This is a genomic window from Chachezhania sediminis, from assembly GCF_009765275.1.
In the GTDB taxonomy this organism is placed as follows: Bacteria; Pseudomonadota; Alphaproteobacteria; order Rhodobacterales; family Rhodobacteraceae; genus Chachezhania; species Chachezhania sediminis.
Window position 1 is genome coordinate 787,386 of sequence record NZ_VOPH01000002.1, and the last position, 12,653, is coordinate 800,038.

At 63.6% G+C, this 12,653-nt stretch carries 10 protein-coding genes; 8 read left to right on the forward strand and 2 right to left on the reverse strand.

Annotated features, from left to right (window positions below; all coding sequences use genetic code 11):
* Positions 1-2 precede the first annotated feature (2 nt).
* Positions 3-1,127 carry an ABC transporter ATP-binding protein gene (locus tag FQK05_RS08690; RefSeq protein WP_158965716.1) on the reverse strand — a complete coding sequence of 375 codons (1,125 nt, stop codon included), beginning with the start codon at positions 1,125-1,127 and terminating at the stop codon, positions 3-5.
* Positions 1,128-1,323: 196 nt separating this feature from the next.
* Positions 1,324-2,409: a polyamine ABC transporter substrate-binding protein gene (locus FQK05_RS08695; protein ID WP_158965718.1), complete on the reverse strand. Its 1,086-nt coding sequence runs from the start codon at positions 2,407-2,409 to the stop codon at positions 1,324-1,326.
* A 215-nt stretch (positions 2,410-2,624) separates the two neighbouring features.
* Here FQK05_RS08695 and FQK05_RS08700 point away from each other — a divergent pair, with 215 nt between their 5' ends.
* From FQK05_RS08700 to FQK05_RS08735, 8 genes are all read left to right on the forward strand, one after another.
* Complete coding sequence (locus FQK05_RS08700) at positions 2,625-3,353, forward strand: GntR family transcriptional regulator (RefSeq protein WP_158965720.1); 729 nt, start codon at positions 2,625-2,627, stop codon at positions 3,351-3,353.
* A 159-nt stretch (positions 3,354-3,512) separates the two neighbouring features.
* Positions 3,513-4,910, forward strand: a complete 1,398-nt coding sequence (locus tag FQK05_RS08705) for an aspartate aminotransferase family protein (protein WP_158965722.1) — start codon at positions 3,513-3,515, stop codon at positions 4,908-4,910.
* A 247-nt stretch (positions 4,911-5,157) separates the two neighbouring features.
* Positions 5,158-6,258 (forward strand): ABC transporter ATP-binding protein, encoded by a 1,101-nt coding sequence (locus FQK05_RS08710; RefSeq protein ID WP_233270426.1) that lies wholly within the window; start codon positions 5,158-5,160, stop codon positions 6,256-6,258.
* Positions 6,259-6,360: 102 nt separating this feature from the next.
* Positions 6,361-7,473 (forward strand): extracellular solute-binding protein, encoded by a 1,113-nt coding sequence (locus tag FQK05_RS08715; RefSeq protein WP_158965726.1) that lies wholly within the window; start codon positions 6,361-6,363, stop codon positions 7,471-7,473.
* A 58-nt stretch (positions 7,474-7,531) separates the two neighbouring features.
* Positions 7,532-7,828: a DUF1330 domain-containing protein gene (locus tag FQK05_RS08720; RefSeq protein ID WP_158965728.1), complete on the forward strand. Its 297-nt coding sequence runs from the start codon at positions 7,532-7,534 to the stop codon at positions 7,826-7,828.
* Positions 7,829-7,921: 93 nt separating this feature from the next.
* Entirely contained in the window at positions 7,922-9,682 is a 1,761-nt protein-coding gene (locus FQK05_RS08725; RefSeq protein WP_233270427.1) for an ABC transporter permease, read from the forward strand.
* A 3-nt stretch (positions 9,683-9,685) separates the two neighbouring features.
* The gene (locus FQK05_RS08730; protein ID WP_158965730.1) at positions 9,686-10,879 is read left to right on the forward strand and encodes an ABC transporter permease; all 1,194 of its coding nucleotides are present in this window, start codon (positions 9,686-9,688) and stop codon (positions 10,877-10,879) included.
* 265 nt (positions 10,880-11,144) lie between these two features.
* Positions 11,145-12,497: an esterase-like activity of phytase family protein gene (locus FQK05_RS08735; RefSeq protein ID WP_158965732.1), complete on the forward strand. Its 1,353-nt coding sequence runs from the start codon at positions 11,145-11,147 to the stop codon at positions 12,495-12,497.
* Positions 12,498-12,653 lie beyond the last annotated feature (156 nt).

Genomic DNA, 12,653 nt, shown 5'->3' on the forward strand with positions numbered 1-12,653 from the left:
GGTCAGTTGGCCAGCAGGATGCCGCAGCGATCGGTCCAGTTCACCCAGACGGTATCGTCCCAGGTAAAGGCCTGCTGCGTGGAGCGTTCGGTATTGAAGTTCTGTGCCCGGATCGTCTGACCGTTGGCCAGCTGGACGTGATAGGTGGAAATGTTGCCCAGGTATCCGATGTCGATGACCTTGCCCTGCAGGACATTGTCGTCCTCGGGCTTGTCGTGGTGGATTTCCACCTTCTCGGGCCGGATCGCGTAATAGCAGGTATCGCCCGGCCCGATCTCCAGCGCGGATTGCGCGACGATCGGGGGCTGGCCGTCTGCCCAGGCCAGTTCATAGCGGTTGCCTTCTTTCCGGGCGCGGCCTTCAAGGATGGTCACGTCGCCGATGAAGTCCGCCACGTAGCGCGAATTCGGGTTTTCATAGATCTGCGACGGCGTCGCCACCTGTTTGAGGACGCCGGCATCCATGACCGCCACGCGCGACGCCACGGTCATCGCCTCTTCCTGATCGTGGGTCACGATCACGAAGGTGGTGCCGGTTTTTTCCTGGATGTCCATCAGTTCGAACTGTGTTTCTTCCCGCAGCTTCTTGTCCAGCGCGCCCAGGGGTTCGTCCAGCAGCAGAAGTTTCGGCGCCTTGGCCAGCGACCGCGCCAGCGCCACCCGCTGCCGCTGACCGCCGGAAATCTGGTGCGGCTTGCGGCTTGCGAACTTTTCCAGCCTGGTCAGGCGCAGCATTTCGGCCACGCGGGCGGAAATCTTGTCCTTGGCCATGCCTTCGCGCTTAAGGCCGAAGGCGATGTTGTCATGGACCGACAGGTGCGGGAACAGCGCATAGGACTGGAACATCATGTTCACGGCGCGCTTGTTGGGGGGCACGTCGACGATATCGGCACCGTCCAGTTCGATGTTCCCCTCGGACGGGTTCTCGAAGCCCGCCAGCATCCGCATCATCGTCGTCTTGCCGCAACCCGACGGGCCCAGAAGGGCAAAGAACTCGCGCTCGTAGATATCAAGCGACAGGTTGTCGATGGCGACGAAGCTGCCGAAGCGCTTTGTCACGTTCTCGAAGCGGATCATCGGGCGGGCGCCGGGATCTTCCCAGGGCGCGAATTTTGTCGAAGCAGCCATTTACCGTCTTTGCACCGTCTGTCTTGGCGATCCGGACCTGCCCTTGGGCAGGCGGGGCGGGGGAGAAGGAAGCGGGCGGTCCCACCGGGTTCGGGTCGGCTCCGTACAGGTTGGTCCGCGCGATGCGCAAGCTTCCCGATGGCGGAGCGCTGAAACGAATGTCCCCGGAGCGGCGGGCTCCGGGGACGGGATCAGGTCAGGTGCCCGACTTGATCTTGGTCCACATGCGGGTGACGGTCCGCTGCACCTTCGGGTCATAGGCGGTCACCGTGTAGAGGTTCGCCATCGTCGCCTCGTCCGGATAGACCGCCGGGTCGCCGATCACGTCCTCGATCAGGAATTCCTGCGAGGCCTTGTTGCCGTTGGCATAGTAGACATAGTTCGACGCCGCGGCCATGTTTTCCGGGTCCATGATGAAGTTCAGGAACTTCAGCGCACCGTCTGGGTTCGGGGCGTCGACCGGGATCGCCATCTGGTCGAACCACATCAGCGCGCCTTCCTTCGGCGCGTTATAGACGATTTCCACACCGTTGTCGGCTTCGGCCGCGCGGTCGCGGGCCTGCAGGATGTCACCCGACCAGCCAAAGGCCACGCAGATCTCGCCGTTGGCCAGACCGTTGATGTATTCGCTGCTGTTGAACTTGGCGACATAGGGGCGGACGGCAGCCAGCACCGGTTCGACCTTGGCGATGACGTCCGGATCGTGGCTGTTCGGGTCCTCGCCGATATATTTCAGCGCGGCCGGGATCATCTCGGTCGGCGCGTCCAGGAAATAGACGCCGCAGGACGCCAGCTTTTCCATGTTCGCCGGGTTGAACACCAGGTCGAGCGAGTCGAGTGGCGCGTCGTCGCCCAGCACTTCCTTCACCTTCGCCTCGTTGGCGCCGATGCCGGTGGTGCCCCACATGTAATTGATCGAATATTCGTTGCCGGGATCGTAGGTCGCGGTGCGCTCGGAAACCTCGTCCCACATGTTGCCGATATTCGGCAGCTTGGACATGTCCAGCTTCTGGAAGGCGCCGGCCTGGATCTGGCGTTCCAGGAACGAACCGGTCGGCACCACGACGTCATAGCCCGAACCGCCGGCCAGCATCTTGGTTTCCAGCACTTCGTTCGAGTCGAACACGTCGTAGATCAGGTTGATCCCGGTTTCCTGCTGGAATTTCTCCAGCAGCGATTCGTCGATGTAATCCGACCAGTTGTAGACACGGACCTCTTCGGCCATGGCGGCCGACGTGCCCAGGGCGACGATGGCCGTGGCGGTCAGCAGATAGGTTCTCATTGGTCGTTCCCTTTATTCAAAATGGGTGGCCATTCGTCCGGCTGGGGCCGGGCGGCAATTCGGATAGGAGCAAGTTTTGCCAACGCTGGCAACAGAACCTATGCTAAGTCTTCAGGCTTTGCCCCGCGAAAAGCGGGCAACGCGCCCGGCTTTACCGCCGGATTCGGGGTGAGGTTTTGTGAAGTGCACAGATCTGAGGCAATCGGGAGAAACGCATGGAGTCCGTCGACGCAAAACGGGCCGCCCCCCCGGACGATCCGGTGGACGAACTGTCCGGCGCGTCCGATACGGGCGGCAAGGTCCCGGTTCACGAACTGGTCTACCGCCGTCTTCGGGCACTGATCCTGTTCGGCGACATGGCGCCCGGGCAGGCGGTGACGATCCAGGGTCTGACCTCGCAGCTGGAGGCCGGGATGACACCCGTGCGCGAGGCTATCCGCCGGCTGATTTCCGAAGGCGGGCTGACCTTCCGCGACAACCGCCGCGTCTCCGTCCCCGTGCTGTCAGTCGAGAACATCGCCGAACTGAAGTTCCTGCGCTCGGCGATCGAGCCGGAACTGACCCGCCTGGCCACGCCGCGCCTGTCGGTTGCGGAGATCGACGCGCTGGAACGGATCGACACCGAGATGGACGCGGCCATCGCCGGCGGCGACCTTGAAAGCTATCTGAAGCAGAACCACGCCTTTCACACCCGCATCTATGCCGCGGCCGAAGCGCCGATCATGACGTCGACGGCGGACCGGCTGTGGCTCCGCTTCGGGCCGTCGCTGCGGTTTGTCTGTGCCCGCGTGGAAAGCGTGGCGCTGCCGGACAATCACAAGACCATGATCGCGGCCTTCCGGGCGGGCGACGCCGAAACGGCCGCCCTGGCGATGCGTGCGGACGTGCTGCAGGGGATGGTACAAATCGAAACCTGCCTGGCCGAGGATTTGTACAAATCGTAAGATTTGCTGTCTTCCGTCGCGTTCAGGCGCATGCTTCGGATTGACTCGGCAAAATTTGATCATATTGTCGAGATGACGCCGAAGCTCCAGTCCGCGCCGTATCTGCGCGCGGTCCCTGGTCGGCACCCCCATTCAGACGACCGACATCGGAGGCGCGACATGTCCACACTCGCCAATCTCATGCCCACTGCCGAGCTTCAGGCCCGGGACGCGGCACACCACATCCACCCGTTCACGGCGAACAACGCGCTGGCCCAAAAGGGCGCGCGGGTCATCACCAATGCCGAAGGCGTCTTCCTGACCGACAGCGACGGCGAACGGATCCTGGACGCGATGGCGGGCCTGTGGTGCGTTAACATCGGTTATGGCCGTAAGGAACTGGCGGACGTGGCCGCGCGGCAGATGAACGAACTACCTTATTACAATACGTTTTTCCAGACGACCCACATCCCGGCCATCGATCTGGCCGAACGGCTGGCACGCCTGGCGCCCGGCAACCTGAACCATGTCATGTTCGCGTCCGGCGGGTCCGAAGCCAACGACACCAACATGCGCCTGGTGCGGACCTACTGGAAGTTCCTGGGCAAGCCGTCCAAGCAGATCGTGATCTCGCGCTGGAATGCCTATCACGGCTCGACTGTCGCGGCCTCCGCGCTGGGCGGTATGGCCGGGATGCACGCCCAAGGCGTGCCGTCGCTGGCGGGCATCCACCACATCGGTCAGCCCAACTGGTGGGCCGAAGGCGGCGACATGAGCCCCGAGGACTTCGGCCTGATGCGCGCGCGCGAACTGGAAACCGCGATCAAGGAACTGGGCGCCGAAAACGTTGCGGCCTTCATCGCCGAACCGGTCCAGGGCGCTGGTGGCGTGATCGTTCCGCCGTCGACCTACTGGCCTGAAATCCAACGGATTTGCGACGAGAACGAGATCCTGCTGATCGCGGACGAGGTCATCTGCGGCTTTGGGCGGACCGGCAACTGGTTCGGCACCAACACCTATGACATCCGCCCCGACGTGATGACCGTCGCCAAGGGCCTGTCGTCGGGCTATCAGCCCATCGGCGCCTCGATCGTCAGTGACGAGGTGGCCGAGGTGATCGGCCGGGACGAGTTCAACCACGGCTACACCTATGCCGGTCATCCGGTGGCAGCAGCCGTCGCGAACGAGAACCTGCGCATCATGGAAGACGAGGACGTCGTCGGCCACGTGCAGCGGGTCGCCGCGCCGCATCTGGCCAAGCGCTGGGCGGAACTGGGCGATCATCCCATGGTGGGCGAGGTCAAGCTGGTCGGCATGATGGGTTCCATCGCGCTGACGCCCCAGAAAGAGACTCGGGCCAAGTTCGCGTCGGACGTGGGCACCATTGGCTTCATGTGTCGCGAACGCTGCTTTGCCAATAATTTGATCATGCGCCATGTCGGCGACCGGATGATCATTTCGCCGCCGCTGGTCATCCAGCCGCTGGAAATCGACCTGCTGATCGCCCGCGCCAAGACCGCGCTGGACGAGACATACGAGGCCGCGACGAAGCAGGGACTCATGGTGCCTGCCGCGTAAGCTGCCCAAATTACGGACATTTTGACGCCACACCCTTGGGGTGTGGCGTTTTTTGTGCGCCCAACTTTTGGGCGTATTCCCGATGCTGCGTTCGCCGAAACGGCGCTTCAACGGGGAATTCGTACAAATGGCTGTGTACGAACGATCTGCATCAGGCCCGGTTGAAAACTGGCCCGCCCCTGTGTTTGACTGTGTTCACGCCGCATCCGACGCGAGATGCGGGACAACAGACAACGGGGAGCTTACTGTGCTCGACACCAGGATCGACGATGCATTCGTCGAATTCGAACACGTTCAGAAAAGCTATGACGGCGAAACGCTTGTCGTGAAGGACCTGAACCTGAGCCTTCCCAGGGGAGAGTTCCTGACCATGCTTGGACCGTCGGGGTCCGGCAAGACCACCTGCCTGATGATGCTGGCCGGGTTCGAGACGGCCACCTTCGGCGACATCCGCCTGGGCGGCGTGTCCATCAACAACATCCCGCCCCACAAGCGCGGCATCGGCATGGTGTTCCAGAACTATGCCCTGTTCCCGCACATGACGGTGGCCGAAAACCTCGCCTTCCCGCTGGAAGTCCGCAAGATGGGCAAGTCCGAACGCGACCAGAAGGTGAAGCGCGCACTGGACATGGTGCAGATGGGCAAGTTCGGCGGCCGGCGCCCGGCACAGCTTTCGGGCGGCCAGCAGCAGCGGATCGCCCTGGCCCGCGCCCTGGTGTTCGAAGCCGAACTGGTGCTGATGGACGAACCGCTGGGCGCCCTGGACAAGCAACTGCGCGAACACATGCAGTTCGAGATCAAGCGCATCGCCGACAATCTGGGCATCACCGTGGTCTACGTGACTCATGACCAGACCGAGGCGCTGACCATGTCGGACCGCGTCGCAGTCTTCAACGATGGCCGCATCCAGCAGTTGGCCCCTCCCGACAAGCTGTACGAAGAACCCGAAAACAGCTTCGTCGCCCAGTTCATCGGTGAGAACAACACGCTGGAAGGCGTGGTCAAGGAAATCTCCGGCGACCGCTGTGTCGTCCAGCTGGACGGGGGCGAGGTGATCGACGCCAAGCCAGTGAACGTGACGAAGCCGGGTGAACGCACCAAGGTGTCGATCCGGCCCGAACGGGTGGAATTCAAGGCCGAACGGCTGTCGTCCGAAGCGCACCTGCTGGACGCGGAAGTGCTGGAATTCATCTACATGGGCGACGTGTTCCGCACCCGTCTGAAGGTGGCGGGTAACGAGGACTTCATCATGAAGTGCCGCAACGCCCCCGACCAGGAACGCCTGACACCGGGCGAGAAGATCCGCATCGGCTGGCTGGCAGAGGATTGCCGCGCGCTGGACGCCTGAGTCCCGCGAGAGGCAGATCCCGGCATCCGCCGGGGTCGGCGGGGCATCGCAGCAAGACGGCGCCCCGAACACCCGAAGATAAATCAGAGGAGTGTATCAATAATGATGATCAAGAAAATCAGCGCCCTGGCGGCCTGTACCGCGCTTGTCGCGCCGGCGGCCTTCGCGGCCGACATGGCCGACGAGATGACCATCGTCAGCTGGGGCGGTGCCTACCAGTCCAGCCAGGTGAACGCCTATTCCGATCCCTACAAGGCCAAGAACGATGGCCTTGAAGTCGTCTGGGACGAAAGCTCGGCCCAGGCCGTGTCGAAGCTGCGCGCGCAAAGCGAAGCCGGGAACATCACCTGGGACCTGGTCGACGTGGAAGCCGCCGACGCCATCCGCCTGTGCGACGAAGGCCTGGCGATGGAAATCGATCCGGACGAAGACCTGGCCGCCGCGCCCGACGGCACCTCGGCCGAGGACGACTTTGGCGACATGCTGGTTTCCGACTGCTTCATCCCGCAGATCGTGTTCTCGACCACCTTCGGCTATCGCACCGACATGGTTCCGGACGGTGTCGAGCCGCCGACCAGCGCCTGCGATGTCTTCGATACCGAGAAGTACCCGGGCAAGCGCGCACTGAACAAGCAGCCGATTGCCAATATGGAATGGGCGCTGCTGTGCGATGGCGTGGCCTATGAAGACGTCTATGACGCGCTGGAAACCGACGAGGGCGTCGAGCGAGCCCTGGCCAAGCTGGGCACCATCAAGGACGACACGATCTGGTGGACCGCTTCGGCGCAGACCCCGGAACTGCTGGCCTCGGGCGAGATCTTCATGGGCTCGGCCTACAACGGTCGCCTGTTCTCGGCCATCGAGGAGAAGAAACAGCCCATCGGCATGGCCTGGGACTGGCAGATGTTCGACCTGGACGGCTGGATCATCCCCGCCGGCCTGCCGGAAGACCGTCTGGCCCGCGTCAAGGACTTCGTGATGTTCGCCACCGACACGCAGCGGCTGGCCGACCAGGCGAAGTACATTTCCTACGGTCCGGCGCGTGCGTCTTCTGCACCGCTGGTGGGCAAGCACGCCACCCTGGGCATCGAGATGGCACCGCACATGCCGACCGATCCGAACAACGCCGAAAACACCTTCGTGAACAACTACGACTGGTGGGCGGACCATCGCGACGACCTGGACGCCAAGTTCCAGGCCTGGCTCGCACAATAACCTGACGGCGCGGGGCGGGCATCTTGCCCGCTCCGTTCTTCGTTCCGGAGGACCGAACATGCCGAAGGGCTATATCATCGGGCACATCACGGTCACGGACCCTGAGGCCTACCAGGAATACGTCATCAAGGACACGCCGATCCTGAAGGGGCTGGGGGGCAAGTTCATTGTCCGCGGCGGCCAGTCGGAAACGCCGGAAGGCGCGACGCAGAACCGGCACGTGGTGATCGAATTCCCGACCTACGAGGAAGCCAAGGCTGCCTATTACGATCCCGACTACCAGGCGGTGGCCGAGATCCGGCGCAGGACGGCGGAAAGCACCATCATCCTTGTCGAAGGTCATGATGACATCTGATCCGGTAACGGATCAGACACGAAATAAAAGCGAAGGCCGGCACAAGACCGGCCGACGCGCCCAACTTGGCGACAACATGGGGACTGGTGCCAAATGACCGACGCGACCATGGATAGAGGCAGTGCAGACAGCGGGCCGATGCGCGCTGCCGACGGCACGCCGCTGAAGCGCAGCCTTGCGCGATCGCTCCGGATGCAGAAAATTCGGGCCCTGGCCCTGGTGCTGCCGCTTCTGATCTTCGTTCTGGTCACTTTCCTGGCGCCGATCTTCGACATGCTGTTCCGGTCGGTCGAAAACAGGATCGTCGAAGACACGCTGCCGGCCACGGTGGTGGCGCTTCAGGACTGGAACCCGGACCAGGACGAACTGCCGCCGGAAGATGTCTTCCGCGCGGTCTATTTCGACCTGTTCCTGGCGGCCGAGGCCAAGAAGCACACCCGGCTCGGCACCCGCCTGAACTACGAGATGCCTGGGATATCCTCGCTGTTCCGCGGGTCGGGCCGGGCGATGGACGACGTGGCCAAGGACCAGGTCGAGGCCATCGAGGATACCGACAAGAAAGCCTGGCGCGACGGCGCCTTCTGGTACTCGATTCTGGGCGGCGATGCCGGCCAGGCCGAGATCGAGGAGGCGCGCTCCCGTTTCATCGCGCTTCAGGGCGAAAGCGCCCGCGGCCCGGTTGGCCAGTCATGGTGCGCGGTCCGGGGCGTTCTGGGCGCGCCCTGCGCCGTGGCGCCGAACAGGACCGACCTGAAATTCGGGCTGTCGCCCGAAGCGATGGCGCTTCTGCCCCGCACGTCACGCCAATATGCTGAATTCGGCGTCTTCGCGGTGCTGGAGGACGGCGACGTCCTGCAGGAGGAAGACCCGTGGGAAGCCGTCTATGTCGCCATGGCGCTGGATCTGACCGATCCGGCCATCGCGCCCAGGATCGCGTCCTATACCGGCCCGGGCGCCGAGCAGTTGCAGGCTGCCGCCGCGGCGGTGGCGACGCTTCCGGCGATCAACTTCAAGGACGCGATGGCCGCGGTCGACGAGGAATGGCTGGACCCGGAGGTCTGGCGCACCATCAAGGTCAATTCCGGGCGCTATACTTCGGGCTACTTCCTGAACGCCGCAGATCTGAAGCTGGGGTCTGACGGGGTCGAGGTGCGCCCGGAAAACGAGCGCATCTACATCATGTTGTTCAAGCGCACGCTGATCATGTCGCTGATCATCACCGGCACCTGCATCGTCCTGGGCTATCCTGTGGCCTGGCTGCTTGCGAACCTGCCGTCGCGGCGCGCGAACCTGATGATGATCCTGGTTCTGCTGCCGTTCTGGACCTCGCTTCTGGTGCGGACCTCGGCCTGGAAGGTGATGCTGCAACAGCATGGCGTGGTGAACGACACGCTGGTCTGGCTGGGCATCGTCGGCGAAACCGGAAGGCTGGCGCTGATCAACAACCAGACCGGCACGATCATCGCGATGACCCACATCCTGCTGCCGTTCATGATCCTGCCGCTTTATTCCGTGATGCAGACCATCCCGCCCAGCTATCTGCGCGCGGCAAAGTCGCTGGGTGCCAATGACTGGACGGCCTTCTGGCGGGTCTATTTCCCGCAAAGCGTGCCGGGCATCGGCGCGGGGTCGATCCTCGTCTTCATCCTGGCCATCGGCTACTACATCACGCCGGAACTGGTCGGCGGCACGACCGGCACGTTCATTTCAAACCGGATCGCCTATCACATCTCCAATTCGCTGAACTGGGGCCTGGCGGCGGCGCTGGGGACCATCCTGCTGGTGGCGGTGCTGGTGCTCTACTGGGCCTACGACCGCATCGTCGGCATCGACAACGTCAAGCTGGGAGGCTGAGCCATGAGCTTCGTGACCGACACCTTCCGGCCCTCCCCGCGTTTCACCGTGGGCCTTGTCGCGGCCTTCGGGGCGCTGGCGGGGCTGTTCATGGGCAATGCCCAGGGCAGCCTGCTGTTTGGCATTGTCGCCGGCGCTGTGCTGGGTGCCGTGGTGGGCCTTGGCGCGCTGGCGCTGGCGGAAGGCAAGTTCCCCGTCAGCCGTGCAGCGGCCCGCTGGGCCATCGTCATCCTCTTCGCGGCTGCGGGCTATGCCATCGCTGGCCTGGCCTCGGCCGTGGTGGCGGGGCTGGCGGGATGTTTCTTCGGCTGGTTCGCGACCTGGATCGCGAACGGCACCTACCGCCGCGGACTGGCGCCCTACCTCACGCCCCGGCAGGTGCTGTGGTACTATACCTTCCGGGTGATCGTCTGGTCGATCCTGATCTTCCTGATCACGCCGATCCTTGTCGTCATGCCTCTCAGCTTCAACGCGCAGGACTTCTTCACCTTCACGCCAGAAATGCTGGCGCTGAAGGCCGAAGGTTTCTCGCTGAAGCATTACCATGATTTCTTCTACAATCCCGACTGGCAGCAGGCGCTGTGGAACTCGCTGGCCATCGCGCCCGCGGCGACGGTCCTGTCGGTGGCCTTCGGCACGCTGGCCGCCATCGGCCTGTCGCAGCCGCATGTGCCATTCCGGCAGACCATCATGGCGATCCTGATTTCGCCCATGATCGTGCCGCTGATCATCTCGGCCGCGGGGATGTACTTCTTCTATTCCCGGATCGGGTTGCAGGGGACCTATGTCGGCGTCGTGCTGGCCCATGCGGCCCTGGGCATTCCCTTCGTGATCATCACCGTTACCGCGACGCTGGTGGGCTTCGACCGGTCGCTGACGCGCGCCGCGTCCAGCCTGGGGGCGAACCCGGTCACCACCTTCTTCCGGGTGCAGATGCCGCTGATCCTGCCGGGCGTGATCTCGGGCGGGCTGTTCGCCTTCATCACCTCGTTCGACGAGGTGGTGGTGGTGCTGTTCGTGGGCTCGGCCAGCCAGAAGACGCTGCCCTGGCAGATGTTCATCGGCCTGCGCGAACAGATCAGCCCGACAATCCTGGCGGTGGCGACGGTGCTGGTCGCGATTTCCATCGTCCTGCTGACCGTGGTCGAACTGCTGCGGCGCCGGTCGGAACGGCTGCGGGGCATGTCGCCGGGCTGACCGTCCTTGACGTCGCGGGAGCCCCTGGTTGACGTGACAGCGAGGCCGGGCCAAAGCGCAGAACTGGAAAACCCATGAATTAAAGGGGCTTGGCGGATCGCCGGGCCCCTTTTCGCATCTGGCAGGGCGGGGCAGGGGCCATGTCGGCCCCCGTGTTGCCTGGATGTCATCGACCGGTTACCGAATTGACACCGCAGGGCCATACCACCGTTACGCGGGACCTCTAGCAGCGCGTCATCCTGAATTGTCGAATGGATGACATCCCATGCGTACCACGCTTTCCGTCCTTGCCCTTTCCACCGCATTTGCCGCCCCCGCCGCCGCGGACGAGGTGGTCTTTCCCGCCACGCTGGCCGGCCACGCCTTCATCCCGGCGCTGACGCTGGTCACGCCCCCGGCCGACGCCCCGCGCGAGGCCTGGGTTTCCGGCAAGTTCACAGGCGGCGCCCGGAACGAGGCGCCGATGTCCGTGATGGGCAATGTCGGCAAGGGTTATGGCGGACATGATACCGGCATTGCGCTGCCGTTCATCGGCCAGCCGATGCAGGGCATGTCCGGCTTCGCCATGATCCCGCACGAGGACGGCAGCTGGTACACGCTGACCGACAACGGCTATGGCAACAAGCGCAACTCTGTCGACGCGATGCTGTTCTTCCACCGCATGGCGCCCGACTTCGACACCAACACAGTCGACCGTCGCGAAACGATCTTTCTGCGCGACCCCGACCACAAGGTCCCGTTCCGCATCGCCTATGAAGGCACCGAAGGCCGCTATCTGACCGGCGCCGACTTTGATCCGGAATCGATCCAGGTCCTGGGCGACGAGGTCTTCATCGCCGAGGAATTCGGCCCCTACATCATCCGGGCCTCGCTGGACGGCGTGATCAAGGACGTCTACCCGACGGTCCTGGGTGGCCAGGAATTGCGCGGCCCCGACAATTATGCCCTCTACGTCCCCGCGGCGGCCGGCACCGACTATCAGGTGCAGCGTTCGGGCGGTTACGAAGGCATGGCGCTTCAGCCTGGCACCGACATGCTGTGGGCGATGCTTGAAAAGCCGCTGTTGGTCGAAGGCGGACAGACCGAAGGGTCCTTCCTGCGGGTCATCGAATTCGATCCGAAGGCGGGCGAATGGACCGGCCGCAGCGCCAAGTTCAAGCTGGCCGAGGGCGCGACCGCCATCGGCGACTTCAACTTCATCGACGACACCCGCGCGCTGGTGATCGAACGCGACAACGGCGAAGGCGATCCGTCGCGCGGCTGTGCCGAAGGGGCCACCGACACCTCGACCTGCTATCCCAAGCCGGCGATGGTCAAGAACATCGTGCTGGTCGACATGTCGGACATGGACGAAGACGGTTTCATCCGCCGCATCGGCCATATCGATCTGATGGACATCGACGACCCGAACGGCGTGGCGCTGGACGGCATGAAGCCCGCCGAAGGCAACTTCACCTTCCCGTTTTTCACGATCGAGGACGTGGCCCGCGTGGACGACACCCACATCATGGTGGCCAATGACAACAACCTGCCCTTCTCGGGCGGGCGTCAGCCGGGCGTTGCCGCGAATAACGAGTTCATCCTGCTGTCCGTGCCGGAACTGCTGTCGGCCAAGTAAGGCTGTTGAACGCCGGATGGCCGCGTCCCCAGGGGGCGCGGCCATTTGACCTGCCCCCTGCGGCTCCCTGATTTATAACGAGAGTCTGCTGGTTGGATTTTGGTATTCGGGCGCCTCGTCGGACGCAAGCGGTCCGGCCGCCGCTCAATGCAGGGG